15 protein-coding genes are annotated in these 17,857 nt (G+C 47.0%); 12 read left to right on the top strand and 3 right to left on the bottom strand.

Annotated features, from left to right (window positions below; all coding sequences use genetic code 11):
• The first annotated feature begins 47 nt into the window (after positions 1–47).
• Genes JJU34_RS16845 through JJU34_RS16825 form a run of 5 tightly spaced genes read left to right on the top strand, consistent with a single transcriptional unit; the run spans position 48 to position 3,803 of the window.
• Positions 48–1,853, top strand: a complete 1,806-nt coding sequence (locus JJU34_RS16845; protein ID WP_228693575.1) for a cbb3-type cytochrome c oxidase subunit I — start codon at positions 48–50, stop codon at positions 1,851–1,853.
• Positions 1,854–1,863: 10 nt separating this feature from the next.
• Entirely contained in the window at positions 1,864–2,862 is a 999-nt protein-coding gene (locus JJU34_RS16840; RefSeq protein WP_228693574.1) for a cbb3-type cytochrome c oxidase subunit II, read from the top strand.
• 3 nt (positions 2,863–2,865) lie between these two features.
• Positions 2,866–3,099: a hexameric tyrosine-coordinated heme protein gene (locus JJU34_RS16835; protein WP_228693573.1), complete on the top strand. Its 234-nt coding sequence runs from the start codon at positions 2,866–2,868 to the stop codon at positions 3,097–3,099.
• 4 nt (positions 3,100–3,103) lie between these two features.
• A complete protein-coding gene (locus JJU34_RS16830; protein ID WP_228693572.1) occupies positions 3,104–3,379 on the top strand; it encodes a hypothetical protein in 276 nt (91 codons plus the stop codon).
• 1 nt (position 3,380) lies between these two features.
• Positions 3,381–3,803: a cytochrome C gene (locus JJU34_RS16825; RefSeq protein ID WP_228693571.1), complete on the top strand. Its 423-nt coding sequence runs from the start codon at positions 3,381–3,383 to the stop codon at positions 3,801–3,803.
• Between the two features lie 63 nt (positions 3,804–3,866).
• Here the strand turns inward: JJU34_RS16825 and JJU34_RS16820 are convergent, their stop codons facing one another.
• Positions 3,867–5,201, bottom strand: a complete 1,335-nt coding sequence (locus JJU34_RS16820; protein WP_228693570.1) for a Bor family protein — start codon at positions 5,199–5,201, stop codon at positions 3,867–3,869.
• A 241-nt stretch (positions 5,202–5,442) separates the two neighbouring features.
• On the opposite strand from JJU34_RS16820, the gene JJU34_RS16815 reads away from it, so the two are divergent.
• The 6 genes from JJU34_RS16815 (at position 5,443) to ygiD (ending at position 11,404) form a co-directional block, all read left to right on the top strand.
• Positions 5,443–6,990 (top strand): hypothetical protein, encoded by a 1,548-nt coding sequence (locus tag JJU34_RS16815; protein ID WP_228693569.1) that lies wholly within the window; start codon positions 5,443–5,445, stop codon positions 6,988–6,990.
• Positions 6,987–7,505 (top strand): YceI family protein, encoded by a 519-nt coding sequence (locus JJU34_RS16810; protein ID WP_228693568.1) that lies wholly within the window; start codon positions 6,987–6,989, stop codon positions 7,503–7,505. Before JJU34_RS16815 ends, JJU34_RS16810 begins: the two co-directional genes overlap by 4 nt.
• A 125-nt stretch (positions 7,506–7,630) precedes the next feature.
• Entirely contained in the window at positions 7,631–8,725 is a 1,095-nt protein-coding gene (locus JJU34_RS16805; RefSeq protein ID WP_228693567.1) for a Gfo/Idh/MocA family oxidoreductase, read from the top strand.
• A 161-nt stretch (positions 8,726–8,886) separates the two neighbouring features.
• Positions 8,887–9,471: a Crp/Fnr family transcriptional regulator gene (locus tag JJU34_RS16800; RefSeq protein ID WP_228693566.1), complete on the top strand. Its 585-nt coding sequence runs from the start codon at positions 8,887–8,889 to the stop codon at positions 9,469–9,471.
• A 122-nt stretch (positions 9,472–9,593) separates the two neighbouring features.
• A complete protein-coding gene (locus JJU34_RS16795; protein WP_228693565.1) occupies positions 9,594–10,526 on the top strand; it encodes a DsbA family protein in 933 nt (310 codons plus the stop codon).
• 53 nt (positions 10,527–10,579) lie between these two features.
• Positions 10,580–11,404 (top strand): 4,5-DOPA dioxygenase extradiol, encoded by an 825-nt coding sequence (gene ygiD, locus JJU34_RS16790; protein WP_228693564.1) that lies wholly within the window; start codon positions 10,580–10,582, stop codon positions 11,402–11,404.
• Between the two features lie 237 nt (positions 11,405–11,641).
• On the opposite strand, the gene JJU34_RS16785 is transcribed toward ygiD, so the two are convergent.
• Positions 11,642–14,746, bottom strand: a complete 3,105-nt coding sequence (locus JJU34_RS16785; protein WP_228693563.1) for a tolB protein precursor — start codon at positions 14,744–14,746, stop codon at positions 11,642–11,644.
• Positions 14,747–14,956: 210 nt separating this feature from the next.
• Positions 14,957–15,751, bottom strand: coding sequence for a prohibitin family protein (locus JJU34_RS16780; RefSeq protein ID WP_228693562.1), 795 nt, complete (start codon positions 15,749–15,751; stop codon positions 14,957–14,959).
• A 448-nt stretch (positions 15,752–16,199) separates the two neighbouring features.
• Between JJU34_RS16780 and JJU34_RS16775 the strand changes: the two genes are divergently transcribed.
• Positions 16,200–17,852, top strand: a complete 1,653-nt coding sequence (locus JJU34_RS16775) for a M28 family metallopeptidase (protein WP_228693561.1) — start codon at positions 16,200–16,202, stop codon at positions 17,850–17,852.
• The last annotated feature ends 5 nt before the right edge of the window (positions 17,853–17,857 follow it).

The following is a 17,857-nucleotide window of genomic DNA, read 5'->3' as shown; positions in this document are numbered from 1 at the left end:
TTCCGATAAATTTATCGGAAATAAAAATCTTATACTACAAAATAGGTATGGAATTGATATTACACCATCTATGTGCCTTAGGGCAAGTTAAAGCTCTCATGCTCCAGTTTATTATTTTGAATTCTTCCAGAGATCAGCTTTGGAGTAGTCCAGGAGTGATTGGTACTTTGTTTTTGATAGCCATCGTGTTGTTTATTGCAGTAGTCATTGTGGTTTTCCGGCTTTCGTCTTTTTTTGACAGACTACAGAAAAAGTCAGAAAAAAGCACCCAACGTGAAATCAAGCAGCAAATCATCAATCTAGAGGATGCAGATGTTGATGAAATTCTGGAAAGTAGGAAAGCAGCTCACCGGTACCAATTGAAAGGTGATGAATTGGGGAGCAGAGGCGAAATCAGGGATGAAAAAGGATTGGTGGACTATCTCACCGAAGACCCTGAAAATCCCATTGTGGATGAAAAGAAAAAATCACCCTTGAAAATGGAAGTGGCACCTGCGCTGAAGCAAATAGTTATTTGGTATTTGGCAGCCGGAGTATTTTGGTTGGTATTCGGATCACTTATAGGTCAATATCTCGGAATGAAGTTTATCTGGCCTGAAATGGATTCAGCAAGATTTTTATCTTTTGGGAGATTGAGGCCTGTACATACCAACGTGGTTTTTTGGGGCTGGGCTTCGATGGCAATGATTGGTTTGGGCTATTTCGTCGTAGTTCGGACATCTAACAATAAAATTTATCGTCCCTACTTGGCTAAGATCGCCTGGGTGCTGATGAACCTGGCAGTATTTTTCGGTTCAGTCTGTCTAATGTCCGGGATCAACAATGGAGGAGGCGAATACCGTGAATTTATTTGGCCGGTTGCAGCTTTTTTTGCAGGTGGTTTGATTCTGACTTTCTATAATTTTTACCGAACAGTAGCTACTCGTAAGATTTCCGAGATATACATTTCCAATTGGTATCTTTTGGGTGGATTGGTTTGGACCATTGTATTGGTCGTCATAGGATATTTACCCCAATTTCAAGATGGCCTTGGAGAGACGGTAATTCAGGGGTATTACATGCACCAAGGTGTTGGGATGTGGTTCATGACTTTTACCCTTGGTTTGATATATTATTACCTTCCGGCATCTCTCAATAAACCCATTTACTCTTATTCTTTGGGTGTATTGGCTTTTTGGACGCAGATGTTGTTCTATACACTTATTGGTACACATCACTTTGTATTCAGTCCATTACCGTGGTGGCTACAGACTGTGGCAATAGTATTCAGTGCAGGAATGTTTATACCCGTAGTTGCAGGCACCACAAACTTTCTATTGACAATGCGTGGTAGCTGGAGTGATATCAACAAGAGCTATGTGCTTCCTTTTTTTCTGGTGGGTGTGGTCTTTTATTTTGTGGGGTCTACTCAAGGGAGTTTCCAGGCCTTCCGGTTCACTAATTTTATCTGGCACTTTACCGACTTCAATGTAGCCCACTCTCACATGACGATGTATGGCATCATCACTTTTATACTTTGGGCATGCTTCTATGCCATTCTTCCTAAGCTGACAGGGCACGAACCTCCACAGCTTAATGTAGGGATTCACTTCTGGCTGGCATTTATTGGGCTCTTTGCCTATATGATTTCACTGATGGCAGGAGGGACACTCAGGGGGCTGAGTTGGATGGATAATGATCCGTTTATCGATTCGGTGATTTTAATGCGTCCTTACTGGGTTTGGCGGGCTATCGGGGGTTCCCTAATGTTCGTGTCCCATCTGATGTTTGCTTACAATTTTTGGGTCATGGTAAAATCCGATCCGAAAACAAAAGCCAAACATACCCAATCTCTGGAAATTGTACAGTCCTAAATTTTAGACGATGAACTTTCATAAAGACCATAAACTTCTGGTAGGTACTTCATTTTTGGGATTTCTTTTTCTGAGTATCCTGATAGCTGTGTTGCCTGCCATCCAATTGCAACAGGTAGAACCTTTGCCATCCATGCAGCCACTTTCGGTATTGGAAAGGGAAGGACTTCGCATCTATGTAGAGGAAAACTGCATGGCTTGCCATACCCAGCAGGTCCGCAATATTGAGATGGACAAAGCTTGGGGCAATCGGCCCTCTCTGGCTTCCGATTATTATTTCAGCAAAGTGAGAATGGATGTTTGGCGCCAATCCCCTTCATTACTTGGCAGTGAACGGACTGGACCAGATCTGACTAATACAGGTCTCAGGCAGCCTGGTAAAGAATGGCACCTGCTTCATCTCTTTAATCCCCGCACTGTGGTGAAGGAATCCATCATGCCTTCATACCCCTGGCTTTTTGAAATTAAAAAAACAGAAGCTGTGCTTAGCTCGGATATCAAGGTCGCTGTACCGGAGGAATATCTGCCCAGGCCAGGACACGCAGTAGTGGCTTCAGAAAAGGCCTTGGCCTTGGTGGCCTATCTGCAATCATTGAAGCAAGCTGAGTTGCCAGGTCCTGCAGAACGGGAGTTTATTCCTTCCTCAAGGAAAATCAAGACTTCAGAAGACAGTGGTGACCTGGGCTTGGATGGGCAAACTCTCTACATGCAAAATTGTGCAGCATGTCATCAATCAGATGGTAGTGGATTGACAGGGGCATTCCCGCCTTTGGCAGGTAGCGCAATAGTGAAAAATGATGACCCATCCCTTTTAATTCAGATCATTCTGGAAGGGTTTGATGCGCGGACCGAATATGGGGTAATGCAAGGATTCGGAGATATTCTCTCTGACGAAGAAATCGCTGCCATTGCCAATCACGAGCGGAAAAGCTGGGGAAATAATGCAAAACCTGTCAGTATAGAAGAAGTACGGAATATCAGAGAATATGTAGAACAATTAAATCAATAAGATATGACAAATGCAGGAAATGAATTGACAAGTTTGATCACCAGTACTCCACAAGAGGGGAGAGATTTGGCAGTCAAATTGGCACGGAAATCCATAGCGGCAATACAAACTGATCCAGAAATCCGGAAGTCTCTTAGGAAGTCCTATGCAGAGGATACTGCCCAGTTGATTGCATCTGCACAGGTGGTTGCTGTAGAATTTCAAACCATCGCCATGGCCAACAATTATTGGAAGTAAGAAGATGAAAAGACTTGCTTTTAAATTAATAATCTACTTACCATTGATGCTCTTTTTCCTACAGGGGAGTGTATTGGCCTGTGAAGTGTGTAGAAGAAATCAGCCTGAAATTTTACAGGATATTTCTCACGGTGTGGGCCCGCTTCAGTTTTGGGACAATGTGATAGTAGGGGGAGCTACTATTTTGGTAGTGATTGTGCTCTTTTACAGTGTCAAACTTTTGTGGAATCCTGGAGAACAGCATTCTTCCCATATCAAGAACTTAGTAAAAGATATTTAATATGGAAGACAATAGAATAATTAAGGTTTACCTAGATGATGATCCTCAGCCATTTGTGGAATTTGCTCCTCCTACCAAGTTTGTCTTGGATACAAGCAAGATTCCCGACGGTAAACATGAATTGAGAATAGTTGCGCGATCATCTTCCGGAAAAGAAGGGATAAGGACACTCCCTTTTGAAGTCAGGAATGGACCTTCCATCGCCGTGGTAGGGTTAAATGATGGCGAAGTGGTGAATGAAAAAGTCCCCATTACCATCAATTCTTATGGAAGCGAAAAGAATGATTTCTTTTTGATACGTGGATCAGAGACACCTAAAGGTATTCCGGCTTGGGTTTGGGCATTGGTGATCGGATTTGTGGGGTTTGCGATGTTTTATTTGATCATGTATTGGAGTCCCCAGTTTTATAAATCTTTCTTCTAGTGATGAAAAATTCGACTTATTTTAAAAAAGGGAGCCGGAAAACACCGGCTCCCACCATATTACCTACTTCACTACTTTGGTAGTGGTAGGCGTATAAAGTCCAAAGGTCAGCGCATTCAACAGCCCATCTACGAAGGATGCTTGTATCGGGAAGGGTTCATAGATCACGGTGCCGTTTTTCTCCACTGCTTCGTACAATGTGCCCTGAATGGAGCCTTGAAACGAGCCACCTACCTGGGTGCTGCTTTCCGTAATTTGGATGCTGCCATTGAAGTAGGGTTCTGATTTGTCGTTGTAGGCAGTGCTGGCAAAATTTCTATAGGCATCTATGATCTCAACTCCTCCATTTACCTCTTTGGAAAAGGGATAGTTTCCGTTTCCGCCAAAGCCGGGCACAATGAAGCTAAGCACGGCCTCGTAACCCGTTTGGTTGGGTTTGTACATGTGTATGGTGAGGACATTATCTGCTAGGCCAATCAGGGCAGCAGCGTTTCTGAAGTCGAAGGTGCCTACGCTAAAGCGGTTGTCAGGCTGTATGGATAGATGACTGAGAAGGAGAAATTTCCCTTTTCCCAGATTCAACTCTGCCGACACCATGATAGATTCCGCTTCCGGTGCCTCCAACGGTGCCGTATAGGTAGCCCTAGACCGGTGGCTGGACATCACCGATAGCCGTCCTTTTTCCGGTTGGGTACCGCTTGCTTTACCGTCAATAAGCCACTCTTTTACCAGCTGTCCCTTTATCGGGGAAGGTGGCACCAAGGGCGCCAATAGGTCCTGATTTTTTGGGTCCGATAGAAGGTTAAGTTCGTACTCGTATCCCAGCACTTCCAGGTCCACCGACTGACCGACGCCCAGGGATTTTTGCCCAGGTGCGATCATGGCCGAGGCGAAAAATGACCAACGGCTGAAATGGGGCAGTTTTGCAGTTAGGGTTTGGGCGGTTGTATTTACTTCCAGGTTGCGAAGCGCCTGCCAAACGTTCTTTTCGTCCTGAAAGGCTACATGGACCAGGCCGGCAAGTGTTCCTTCCATGGACTCATCGGTGTAGTGATAGATAAGTTCGACAGGCTTGGCGAACTGTGTGCCATCCGGTCCGAAATCAAAGGCCGTTCCCAATCCATGGTCGAGTGTGTGCGTGATGGCCTGTACACGGATTGTCGTGCTTTTATCCAGTGCACCCGGAGGGAATACCAGCTGGTAGGTGCCGTTATCCCATTGAATTGTCCCTCCATTTGGGCCGATTTCCTGTGTAATGATATCTCCAATCGGCGTACCGATCGCTGTTGGTGTACCTACAGGCATTTGGATGGGAGGGACGGGTAGGTTTCCGGTAACCTCTTCTACGCAGGCCAAACACAGTAGCGCAGCGCAGGTCATTATCAGTTGATTCTTCATGTATCGTAGTAGGTTTACGTTGCCTTGCTCAGCATAATAAGTAAGTTGTAAATCGAACAAATGATGGAATTTGGATGAGCTTCGTTGCTTTGCGTTAGCAGAACCACATGTTTGTGTTATCACCGTCGTTTTTTTGACAGAGGCTTTTTGCGGTGAAGGGATCTTAAACGTTGGATATAGGCATTGATTTTCTGTTGTTTTTTGATAAATTGTACCAGTGTATTTTTATGTGCCTTAAAAAATGAAGATAAGGTTTCGTCACTTCAGTTTGGGATGGGTTTGGCTTGTACTGTTCCTACCCGCATTTGCGTTTGGCCCGAAGGGTCAATTGGTTTACCACTGGATGGTGGGTCATATTCCAAGGGTTTGGACAGATGAAGCCATGAAGGATTGGGAACTTCCCCATGCAAACCCTGCCTTTTCTGCCGAGCCGGTCTCGGAGGAGTTTTATTACAACCTTCCCGAGCGGGTTATCTACAGGACCTATCCGGTATATCATCCCGACCATGAACCGGAGGGGTATTGGGAGTGGCTGCATGAACAGGAGGCTGAGGTTGTTTTTGACGAGGCGCAGCTGGTGACAGAGGAAGACTGGGTACAGGCTGGCGAGCTGCTTTTTGATTACCCCATCGATACGCTGGGAGCGGTCATCAATACCCAACATGTGCGAAATAGAGCGTTTTTCGAAACGACTGCCATGCCTGTCACTTCCGAAGGTATACTGCCTTTTGCCAAATGGGTGGTAGCCGGAAAAGGGAAGGTTTACCTAGGCAATCTCTCCTGCGGCATGTGTCATACCCGGGTTATGGATGACGGGTCGCTACTTAAGGGCGCACAGGGTAATTGGCCCGGTGACAAGGCATTTGCTTTTGCACTGGAAAGTGATGGCGTATCTGAGAGGGGTGTGCAGGGTGTGACCAATTTTTTATTTGGAAGCCCTTTTGCCGAGGGGGATCCCCATGGCAAGTTGATCGAAAGTGGCCGGGAGCAAATTCTTCACGCATACAAGGCCGTACCGGAAGGGGCTTTTGGTAGACAGGGAACCAGTATTTTGTATCCGCCACAAGCCCCCAATTTAATTGGTGTAAAGGATAGAAAGTACCTCGATCACGGTGGCTTGGGACAGCATCGGAGCATCGAAGACCTTATGCGTTACATCGCAATGAATCAGGCATTGGATTTTCTGAATTTCTACGGTGATTACAATCCACTGGGTTTGACAAGAGAACGGCTAAACAGCGGGGATCCTATCTTCTTTCCCGGTACCTACGACAGGCATTCAGATGCGCAGCTATATGCGATCGCCAAGTACGTCTATTCCCTCCAAGCTCCCGAAAACCCGAACAAGCCGTCAGAAATCAGTGAACGAGGTAAAGTCATTTTTGCCGACCAAGGATGTGTCACCTGCCACACACCGCCATTGTTTACCAATAATAAGCTTACCCCTGCGGACGGATTTTATATACCTGACAGGCATTACGACACCTACGATATCTTTGATATCTCTGTGGGCACAGATCCCGGGTACACGATGCATACAAGAAGGGGCACCGGCTATTACAAAGTGCCCTCCCTGCTGGGATTATGGTACAGGGGGCCATTTTTGCACGATGCCTCCTTGGCTAGGTTGGAAGATCTTTTCGATCCGAGGCGCCTCGAAGATGACTACGTGCCTACCGGCTTCAAACCCCATGATGTGGAAACCAAGGCGGTGCTTGGGCACGAGTTTGGGTTGGATTTATCAGAATCGGACCAAGCAGCTCTTATCGCTTACCTGTTGACGCTATGAGAAGGGGTGTGTTTTTTTTGCTGATCGGCTTGGGGTTGTCCTATATGGGATGGTCACAGTCCATTCAACCTGAGCAGCCTATACGCTTTCAGATCAAAAATGCGGGCATTACGGTGGAGGGTACTTTTTCCGATTGGGCCGTAGAAGTAGATTTTGATCCGAAGAAGCTGAAGCATTCCAGTATCAGAGGCACGGCCAATCCAACTTCCATCGATACAGGCATAAAGTTGCGTGATAAGCACCTATTGGGCCGGCAGTATTTTAATACCGGCAGTTTTCCGGAAATCCGTTTGGAGTCCAAAGCGTTTCGGGCAACTGGAAAGAATGCTTTTATTGGCGTATTTGATTTAACGATCCGGGATATAAGTAGGGAGTTAGAAATCCCCTTTACCGTGATCCAAGCCGGATCGAAACGAAGGTTCGCCGGTGAGTTTGTCATTGATCGCTTGGATTTTGGGCTTGGAGAAAAGAGTTTAGTGCTTTCGGACGAAGTGATCGTGAAGGTGGATTTTTAGTACAAATCAGGACGGTAGGAGATTGCAGTATCCAATGTGGATAGATACAACCTAATCCTAACATTTTATTGGATAATCCGTAACCACAAGAGTAACAATGGTGCTTTTTCCAACCCAAGCTAAATATGAAAAAAATCGGAATTATCGGTTGTGGAATGATTGCGGAGTATGGCCATATACCGGCCATTCAGCAGATTCCGGGATTGCAGGTGTATGCCCTTTATGACCATAGTTTTTCCCGGGCAGTTGAATTGCAGCATAAATTCCATATTCCCCATGCGTATCCTACGGAAGAGGAGTTTTTTTCTTCGGGAATAGATGCCGTGGTGATCTGTACCCCGGCACCGGTTCATTACCGAAACGTGGTAGATGCGGCAAGGCATAGCAAGCCGGTACTTTGTGAAAAGCCCCTCGGCATGAATGAAGAAGAGATGTTGGAAATGAAGCGGGTGATGGAAGAGGCTGGATGCATGCTGTTCACGGGTTTTAACTACCGTTTTAGCCAAAGTGCCAAAGATATTCACAGGCTTATTCGTGAAAAGGCTATTGGGGAGGTTAGGCTGTTGCGATTGGTGTATAACTGGCACCTTCATGGGAAGTGGCATTGGAACGAAAACGGAGAGCGGGTGGATAGTGCTTTGCGAATCGGCCGCATGGAGGAGGGTGGGCCTATGGTCGATTGTGGCGTTCATCAGATAGATCTCTCCCGTTGGTGGTTAGGGTCAGAGGTTGCCTGGCAACACGGCATCGGCGTATGGTTAGACAACTACGAGGCGCCGGACCACGTCTACCTGCACATGGCCCACGAATGTGGTGCCCATACCATGGTGGAGATGAGTTTCTCTTACAATACCACCTCCAAAGAACCCCGAACGCATTTTCAATACGAAATTATTGGGACAGACGGTGTGATTCGGTATAATCGGGAAGAGCATTCTTTTGAAGTCAGGAACTCCCACGGTACCCAACACCTACCATGGCACCCCGAAAAGAGTTTTACTGGTATGTACATGGAATTGGAAAAGGCACTTCAAAGCGGGGTACCCGGAGATCTTCCGACGCCTGATGACGGAATCAAGGCCACGCGCATCGCCAAGGCCGCCACCGAGCAGGCTATTCGAGAGCGGGATAAGCCGAGCAAGGGGTGTCCGTCTACCAAATCCCGAGCGGAAAGCGGTAGGCTATATCCTGATGAAGTTCCGATGGATTTTATGGATTAACCTGAAACTAGGCTTTGTAGAGACCTGGTAGGTTTCAAAAACCTACTAGGTCTAGGGTCTGTCTGTACGATATACCTAAAGCCAGCTGTTAGGGATTTGTTATCCCTAACCAAGCTCATAAGGATTTGCAATTCTTAAATCTAAGACAGTCTTTGAGTTCAATGGATTTATACCGGCTTTATTTTCAACAATTCAAGGAAAAGGTCCCACTCACTATTGAGGAACAAGAGCAGATTCAATCCTATCTTACCCTCAAGAAAATCAGTAAAAAACAATACTTTCTTCAAGAAGGGGAGGTTTGCAAAAGTTATGCGTTTGTAGAGAAGGGTTCTCTCAGGAAGTATTCCATTGAAACCGGGAACGAGCACATTATACAGTTTGCCATTGAAGGATGGACTGTTGGAGATTTGCTGAGTTTCCTTAGCGAGGAACCTGCCACTTACCATATTGACACGCTTGAAGATAGTGAATTGATCCTTATGAGTAAGTCAGCCCATGACGAGTTGCTCAGCATTCAGCCTAAATATGAGACCTATTTTCGCCTCCTAATCACTGGAGCCTACATCGCTCTTCAGCGACGCCATTCTTTTACCTTAAGTCTGCCTGTTGAGCAGCGGTACACGGACTTTGTAGAAAAATATCCGGAAATTGTTAAAAGGGTACCCCAACACATGATTGCTTCCTACTTGGGCCTTACACCCGAAACTCTCAGTCGGGTGAGGAAGAGGTTGGCCAAGGGTAAATAACTTCCATATTTTTTTCTTGACTATGGTCAATGGCTTTTCTTGATTTAGATCAATGGATGGGGCTTTGGCATGGGGTAATTTTGTAGCTGTAGTTTTGCAATTACTCAAAAGCAATAATCAAGATGATAGAACAAAACAATCCTTTATTATGCGACCTGGAGACAGGTTTATGTGAAATTCCTGATGCCTCAGAAAAAGTAGTAGCGAATGAGGAGGTGAATTCACTTGAAAAGCCTATTAAAGTACTCTACTATACAGACCCAATTTGCTCTTCCTGCTGGGGGATTGAGCCTCAGCTCAGGAAACTGAAACTGGAATACGGTAGCTATATAGATATCGAATACAGAATGGGGGGCTTGCTAGCAGACTGGAGTTATAACAGTGGAGGTATCAGCAAAGCTTCTGATGTGGCCCATCATTGGGACGAGGTAAGTTTGCATTATGACATGCCTATTGATGGAGATGTATGGTTGGAAGACCCTTTGGATTCATCCTACCCACCATCCATTGCCTTCAAAGCAGCCCAGATGCAGGATGAGCAACTGGCAATTTCCTTTCTTAGGGAAATTAGGGAAATGGTTTTTCTCCAGAAAAAGAATATTGGAAAGTGGGAAAATCTAGAAGCTGCTGCTGAAAAGGTTGGATTGGATCTAAGAAAATTCAAGATTGATTTTGAAGGCAAAGCGAAAGCTTTGTTTGAAGAGGATTTGGTGCTTGGTAGGCAGTTGGGCGTAAGAGGTTTCCCTTCGCTTTTTTTCTTGGATGGTCAGGGAAATACTGAATTCGTGTATGGCACCAAAGCTTATGCCTTCTATGAAATCGCTGTGCTCAAATTGGCTCCGGAAGCAAAGAAATCAGCGTATAAAAGAAACTGGGAGGCATTATTTGCGAAATATCCAACGCTAACTGTAAAAGAATTTGCGGAACTGTCTGGAAATGGCAGAGCGGAAGCCGAGGAAGTTTTGGGTGTTTTGACTACCCAAGGAAAGTTGGTAAAGCAAACTACCAAAAACGGATCTCTTTGGAGAAGAAAGACGGCGGAAAGAGAGAGGTAGAATAGATTTAATGAACCGGAAAAGATTTCTGAAGAACTTTAGCCATATCAGCCATGAAACTGAAAGAACTCAACAAGATGACTGCCCCGTTGGGCCACACCCAAAAAATGCCGGTGTTATTTCTTGGGCACGGCAGCCCCATGAATGCCATTGAGGAAAATGAATTTGTGGCAGGATTCAGGAATATTGCCAAAGAAATCCCAAAGCCAAATGCCATCTTGTGTGTCTCGGCCCACTGGGAAACACGGGGTACCTTGGTTACAGCCATGCAACATCCGCCCACCATCCATGATTTTGGAGGTTTTCCCCAAGCACTTTTTGATGTGCAATATCCAGCGCCTGGCAGCCCTGAGCTTGCAAGTGAAACGCAGGGATTGATTACAAAAACCAAAGTTGAACTGGATGACAAGTGGGGACTTGACCACGGTGCCTGGTCTGTGATCAAGCATTTGTATCCAAATGCAGATATCCCTGTGGTTCAGATGAGCTTGGACTATTACCAGACTCCGCAATACCATTATGAGCTTGCTGCTGAGTTGAAGTACCTTCGGGAAAAAGGTGTACTGATCATTGGGAGTGGAAATATGGTGCACAACCTTAGGATGTTGGCCTGGGGCAAAATGAATGAAAATTATGGTTTTGATTGGGCTTTGGAAGCCAATGAAGCAATGAAAAACTTTATTCAGAATGGAGACCACCGTTCTCTTATCAATTTCCGTTCGCAGGGCAAAGCTTTTGATTTAGCCATTCCCACGCCGGAACATTATCTGCCTTTGCTTTACACCTTAGGCTTGCAGAAGAAAGGAGAGGAATTATGCCTTTTTAATGACCAAGCCGTGGCAGGTTCGCTGACCATGACATCGGTGAAGATCGGGTGATTGTTGTAGGATGATGCAGTTTGTCCATCCATCTCCCCTGCATAATCACACCCTTCAACACTGCGCTTAGTCGTTTTTGTTGGTTCCGACCATGATATTCTTCAATTATAAGCATCAGGGTTTCTGGAAAAACCACGCATTGATCCATTACTAAAACCAGAAATGGGCCGCTTACACGAAGCAGCCCACATCCAGATTCTCCACCTAGCTCATGCGGTTCTTTTCACAGCAAGCCAATTACCACGCCGGTGTAAAATTCAACCCAAACACTCCCCCGGACCATTGTCTTTGCCAAGGCACAGCATAGAAGGCCTCTACGATCAGATAACCAAGGAGATTGGCTCTTATCGAGGCACCAGTGCTTGCTACGGGTCTCCGAACCAACTCCACCTCTCCCGGAAGACCTATAGGAGGATTTACTAGTCCACGCCCATCCCATGCCATCCCGCTGTCTACAAAGAGGGCCAGTTCCGTGGGTAGTAGTTGAGATCTAAGCATGGATAGCCTTTCGGGTCCGGAAATGGGATACCGCATTTCAAAGTTGGCCACAGCCATTTTGTTTCCGGTCAGTTGGTTCAAGGTGAAGCTACCCACCTGATTGATGTTGTTTTGTACAAAGGAGTTGCCCGTGAAGCCCCGCACTAGGGTAGGCTGACCGATATACAGTGGAGGCAGCATATTTCTTCTCGCATCTTGCCCGTATCGCCCATAGTGGTACACCCGGGTGGCTAAGGTGACAGGTGCTATTCGGATATACCTGCGATAGTCGGCCAGCGCGGTATAGAAGTTGGTGGCACCAAAGTACCTTTCCACATCGAATCGGAATCGGGTACCCTTCAAGGGGCCAACGGTACCGAAGCTGGTGTTATCACCCACATAGGCAAGGTTCACCTGCCCTACGTTAAACCCCGGGGGAGAAGGTTCCCGTGTACGGCGTTCGCCGACCAACATGCCCCGATGGTAATAATTATTTACCCTGTCCACCCGGAAATGATAGTGGGTGAGGGAAAGCCCTCCTTCGAACCTTAGGGCACGTGAAAGCGGGTAAATACCGAATCCACCAACACGGGTTTCGTACGTCCTTATCAAATCCAAAGCCCGGTTGACAACCGGTAGTTGCATGCCTTCCCGCGTGAGGGTATCCAAGAATACGCTACTCGTAGCGGATTGATAGGGGACATGCGAAAAGAGTCCTCCCCAATAGATGGGGTTTTTTCGGTTGACATAAGCACCTTGTAGGCCAATGTCAAAGATTTCCCCGTTGAGCGAAACCGCGGTGAATACTTGATGGTTGCCTAGGATATCACTAAACAGCGCATTTACCCCACCGGCTAATCCTGTGGCAAATGACCCTCCAACCATGTTTATCTCCCCTGTATTTCCGATATAGTCTAACTTGAATTTTGGGCGGAAGGGCATATCCATAAATTCTTCTTGGTCTACCGAGAAGGTGCTGTCAAAGTTATCCAGTCTATCGGCTTTCTCCACGATAGGCAGACTATGTACAGGAGGCAGTGTGCCTGCTCTTTTGTCTACTCGCTTACCGTCCGATTCTTTGTAGGAGACATAGAAATCTGCTGGATCCGCTCTATAAATATGGTATTTTCCATTTCGGTACAGCGAATAGGCCATCAGTCCATTGTCCCGTGCTACCGAGAGGGCGGGGGACCAGTTGGTAATTCCGGATATGCCCGTGAAGTAGCTGGTAAGCCGGAACATCTCGTCGCGGACGATGCTGTATTCATAGAGGTCCCGGAATCCGTCCGCATTGGATAGGAAATACAGCACATTTCCATCCGTACTGAATTGGGGGTTCATATTATCGGCACCCGGGAAGATGTCCAGTACACTCACTTCATTGGAATTGAAATCCAACAGACAGAGGTTAAATCCCCGGTTATTAAACCCAAAGGAATCCGACGGAGTATAACGATCCGATACGAAGGCGATCCAGTTTCCGTCGGGTGACCAAGTGGGCTGAATATCCGAGTGGTGGTCATCTGTCAATTGCCGGAGTTCCCTCCTGTCAAAATCGTATACATATAGATCAGACTGCCCGTCTTTTAGTCCGGTCATGACCATGTAGCGGCCATTTGGGGACCAGGAAATGTAATTGAATGCTTCCAAACCCGGCATCGGAATTTCTCGCAGGGTGTTGCCGGAGGCCACATCCACGATCACGAGCTGATTTCTGCCTTTGCTATATACGGTATAGGCAAAACGTTTGCTGTCCGGAGAGAAAGTGCCTACTGACTCAATGAAATTGAAGTCATCTACGTGCATAGACTCCAAATGAGAGGTGAGCTTTCGTACGATCCGACCGGACTTTACCTCCACTAAAAAGATGTGTATGGCAAACAGCGCTTTTTCGGAAATAAAGGCCATGTACTTTGCATCCGGGCTGTATACCGGGGAAAGGTTAATATTGCCGGTGTTTTCGGGGTGAAACCATGCTAAACCCACCACTTCGGTGGTGTCCTGCGCAAAAGGTTCGTAGTAGGACCGTAGGTGGTTTGCCCATTGGACGGAAAACTGCTCCTCGGTCAGGCCTAAGACCCGCTCCAGCGCTCGTTCATATCCCAAAGCAGCACTGTGTAGAAACAGGTCGCGGATAATTTCCTCTCCCCAAATGCCCGTGACATAGGCCCAAAAGGCATGTCCAAAACGGTATGGGAAGAACTCAAAGCTATTGGTCATTTGCCGGAGGGTGGGGAAGCGGTTCTGGGCAATGGCATCACGCATCCACATCGCTGTGTGGGGATGTTCCCTTCCCAGGGACATGTATTCCGCCATGCCTTCTATCATCCAAAGGGGGATATTGCGCATAGCGGCAACACCCAAGGTATCGTTGGAACCCAACATCCGGAATTGGAGTGCGTGTACCATTTCGTGCCCTACGATATGGCTGTTTTGGGCAGAAGTATGGTTAAAGGGCATGACCACCCTGTTTTTCATGCTTTCTGCAAACCCTCCTGTTCCTACGGAAATTTGACCGCTGGTCGTGTTGGTCTGCTGGAAATCCGCGTGGTGGTTATAAAAGATGATGGGGTTTCTGACGGCAAAGGAGTCTTTCAGTACCTCCAGGTGCTTTCGGTACCACCACTCGTGCCACTTGCCAAGTCTTCTTGCCGTAGAGTCATTTTCTAGGTAGTGGTATAAGTCAAAGTTTTGAGTTTGTAATAGCTTGGCCTCATTTCGTTTGAACCGGGGCTTGTTTCTTCCAAAATACTGTGCATAGGCATCCACTCCAAGTAAGCTAATTAGTAAGAGGCAAGTGATTCCCTTCTTTGCAAAAGCACAAATGGCCGATTTTATGTAGACATAAATTTCCCAGGTCATCATTGACAATAAATTTTTATCCAGAAATAGAGTTGAAATCAGGCCCGCCTACGTGCAGTTAGGTAGGACGCCAACGATGCCCCGTTTGATGGGGTGGTTCACAACGACTGTTCGCAAGTAACTGAAGTAGGGAAGCGCAAAGGGCCTATGAATGATAAGCAATTAGTTCAGGGTTTCCTCTCGGATGGAGGAAACCCTGCAAGGGGACGATTATTAACGTCCGTCGGGAGCGGTGTTGATGAAATACGGTGTTTTGCCGTCGCTAATAATGATCTTAGTGGCGGGAGATGTTGCCAGATCTGACAGTGTTTCCAAACTGCGTAGTTCGATAATTTCCTTGGTCAAGCCCTCGGCAATGATCATCTGTGCGTCACGCTTTCCTTCTGCTTCGATGCGTCTTCGCTTGGCTTCCATCTCTTCTCGTTGGAGCACGAATTCCATTCGCTGCGCATCTTGGTCCGCGGTAAGCTTATCCTCAATAGCCCGACTTAATCCGGCCGGCATGCGGATACTCTTCATGAGAACCGATTCGATTAGGAATCCCCTATGTTCCAGTACTTCCACCATGCGTTCCTGTATGGCGCGTTCTATGGTCGCTCTCTGTGCGGTATGCATATCCTGTGCGATGAAGCGTGCAGCAATGTCTGCAGCAGCTGAACGAAAGACGGGTAGAATCATGTCTTCTTCGTAAGTTACGCCCACCTCAGTAATGATTTTCGGAAAGTCGGATTCACGGATGCGATAGAGGATGGATATTTCGGATTGAATGGTCAAACCCTCCCGGCTAGGTAAGTTTAAAAATACCTCTAGGTTATTTGTCCGGATAGGTGCTTTGATGAACTTAGCTACAACCGGATTATACCAGTACATCCCTGGTCCATACGTGGATTCGGACAGGCGTCCGAACGTTTGTTTTACACCTACTTCGCCCTGCCTCACCACTCCCGGTGCGCAGGAAGCCAGCAACATCATGGCAGCGGCGGTTGCCAATAGCATCCTCTTTTTCATAGTTTGTACATTTTATAGTTGGCTTAATCAATTTGTTCTTTTCAGATTACTAATACCTACTTTTTGTAAGGTATACTTACGAATCGAACGATTTAAGATCAGTATAAAATGCTACATAGAGGATAAACGGTTGATTTTGAAACTAAACGGATCTAAATAAGCTGTGAGGTATTCAGGAATTAGTACGGAGCTTGTTTTTGGAAGGTTGCCCCGGCGAATATTTTTTTTTGGATTGGGGCGTGATTGACACAGACTTTGGCCTCACGGTGCTAGCATTATTGGGTGTAGCGACGTATCCGAACGAACATCTTTTTGGGGCAATGTCTACTTGCTGCTATTCGTTCATGAAATGGAGGCCTTTTCCATGCTTTTCCAAAAGAACATGCTATTTTTGATAAAGACATTCAAAATTAATTTGTTCAAAATTCAAGTTGCATAAAGACAAAATATGAACAATCTCCAGCGACTGCTTCGCAATGCCCCACTTGCTATCCTATTGATCACTTGGTTTGTGTCCTGCCAATCCGTTAACACGGACCAAGGGTCGACGGTCCAATTAGATAACTTAGAAAAACACATTCAGGTCCTCTCCTCCGACGATTTTATGGGCCGCATGCCCTTTACCGATGGAGAAACCAAAACGGTGGCCTACCTGACCGAACAGTTTACCGCCATGGGGCTGACACCTGGCAACGGCGGCAGCTTCGAACAGGCCGTGCCGCTCAAATCGGTCACCACGCAGGCAAATCCTGAGATGGACGTTCGGGCCGGCCAGGTATCCCATGTTTTTGAGGGGCTGAAAGATTACGTGCTCTGGACGCAGCGTACAGAGGCTTCTCTTCAAGTGGAGGAGGCCGAACTGGTTTTCGCCGGTTTCGGTATCGTGGCACCCGAGTACGGCTGGAATGACTACCAAAACCTGGATGTGGAAGGAAAGATCGTGCTGGTACTCGTGAACGACCCCGGTTTTGGATCGGACGATCCGGCATTTTTCAAAGGCAATACCATGACCTACTATGGACGTTGGACGTACAAATACGAAGAGGCTGCCCGGCAGGGTGCCTTGGGTTGTCTTGTTATCCATAATACCATTCCTGCAGGGTACGGGTTTAATGTGGTCCAAAACAGTTGGAACACCACGAAGCTCTACCTGGATGCCAAGGATGGCTCGGAGCCAAATTTGAGTGTGGAGGGATGGGTCTCTTATCCCATGGCTACCAAATTATTCGAAATGGCTGGGTACAATGACCGGGAGCTGCTGGCAAAGGCAAGGAGTAGCGAATTTACTCCCATTCCCCTGGGGCTGCTTGCGAGTACCGATATGGAAGTAGCCGTTGCCTACAATACCTCCAAAAACTTTGTCGCAACGATTCCGGGCGCCACGCGGCCCGAGGAATACATTGTCTATACCGCTCATTGGGATCACCTGGGCATAGGCAAGCCGGACGAAAGAGGAGATTCGATTTACAACGGCGCCCTGGATAATGCAAGTGGTACAGCGGCCCTACTGGAAATTGCCCGATTGTTTGCCGAGTCACCGGAGAAGCCCGACCGAACGGTGGTGTTTTTAGCTGTAACAGCCGAAGAGCAGGGGTTGCTGGGATCTGCCCACTATGCCCAAAACCCGGTATTTCCGCTGGATAAGACTGTGGCCAACATCAACATGGACGGAATCAATCCGTATGGAAGGATGCGCGATATGGAACTGGTAGGTATGGGGCAGTCTGAATTGGAAGACTTAGCAGCTGAAGAATTGGAAAAGGAGGGTCGCTACGTGGCGCAGGAGTCCAATCCGGGTGCGGGCTTCTATTTCCGTTCCGATCATTTCAATTTTGCGAAAGTAGGGGTACCCGCTCTTTATATGGGTACTGGTATCGATCATGTGGAAAAGGGGAAGGAATATGGCAAGGAACTGGCGGATAACTATGTGGCCCAGTACTACCACAAGCCCTCCGACGAATACGATCCAGACCGCTGGAACCTCGAAGGTGCCGTGGAAGATGTGGGTATTTATTACCGTGTGGGTCGAAGATTGGCTTTTTCTGATCATTGGCCGGCATGGAAGGAAGGTTCGGAGTTCAAAGCCATACGCAAAAAATAATATTT

This window comes from Lunatimonas sp., from assembly GCF_020832325.1.
Lineage (GTDB): Bacteria > Bacteroidota > Bacteroidia > Cytophagales > Cyclobacteriaceae > Lunatimonas.
This window is presented reverse-complemented; position numbering and strand designations above follow the sequence as displayed.

Bases quoted from the DNA above. Each gene is read 5' to 3' on its own strand.
- JJU34_RS16830 (WP_228693572.1), top strand. From the start codon at position 3,104: ATGAAAAGACTTGCTTTTAAATTAATAATCTACTTACCATTGATGCTC.
- JJU34_RS16805 (WP_228693567.1), top strand. From the start codon at position 7,631: ATGAAAAAAATCGGAATTATCGGTTGTGGAATGATTGCGGAGTATGGC.
- JJU34_RS16845 (WP_228693575.1), top strand. From the start codon at position 48: ATGGAATTGATATTACACCATCTATGTGCCTTAGGGCAAGTTAAAGCT.
- JJU34_RS16810 (WP_228693568.1), top strand. From the start codon at position 6,987: ATGAGAAGGGGTGTGTTTTTTTTGCTGATCGGCTTGGGGTTGTCCTAT.
- ygiD (WP_228693564.1), top strand. From the start codon at position 10,580: ATGAAACTGAAAGAACTCAACAAGATGACTGCCCCGTTGGGCCACACC.
- JJU34_RS16825 (WP_228693571.1), top strand. From the start codon at position 3,381: ATGGAAGACAATAGAATAATTAAGGTTTACCTAGATGATGATCCTCAG.
- JJU34_RS16775 (WP_228693561.1), top strand. From the start codon at position 16,200: ATGAACAATCTCCAGCGACTGCTTCGCAATGCCCCACTTGCTATCCTA.
- JJU34_RS16780 (WP_228693562.1), bottom strand. From the start codon at position 15,751: ATGAAAAAGAGGATGCTATTGGCAACCGCCGCTGCCATGATGTTGCTG.
- JJU34_RS16785 (WP_228693563.1), bottom strand. From the start codon at position 14,746: ATGATGACCTGGGAAATTTATGTCTACATAAAATCGGCCATTTGTGCT.
- JJU34_RS16820 (WP_228693570.1), bottom strand. From the start codon at position 5,201: ATGAAGAATCAACTGATAATGACCTGCGCTGCGCTACTGTGTTTGGCC.
- JJU34_RS16815 (WP_228693569.1), top strand. From the start codon at position 5,443: ATGAAGATAAGGTTTCGTCACTTCAGTTTGGGATGGGTTTGGCTTGTA.
- JJU34_RS16800 (WP_228693566.1), top strand. From the start codon at position 8,887: ATGGATTTATACCGGCTTTATTTTCAACAATTCAAGGAAAAGGTCCCA.
- JJU34_RS16795 (WP_228693565.1), top strand. From the start codon at position 9,594: ATGATAGAACAAAACAATCCTTTATTATGCGACCTGGAGACAGGTTTA.
- JJU34_RS16835 (WP_228693573.1), top strand. From the start codon at position 2,866: ATGACAAATGCAGGAAATGAATTGACAAGTTTGATCACCAGTACTCCA.
- JJU34_RS16840 (WP_228693574.1), top strand. From the start codon at position 1,864: ATGAACTTTCATAAAGACCATAAACTTCTGGTAGGTACTTCATTTTTG.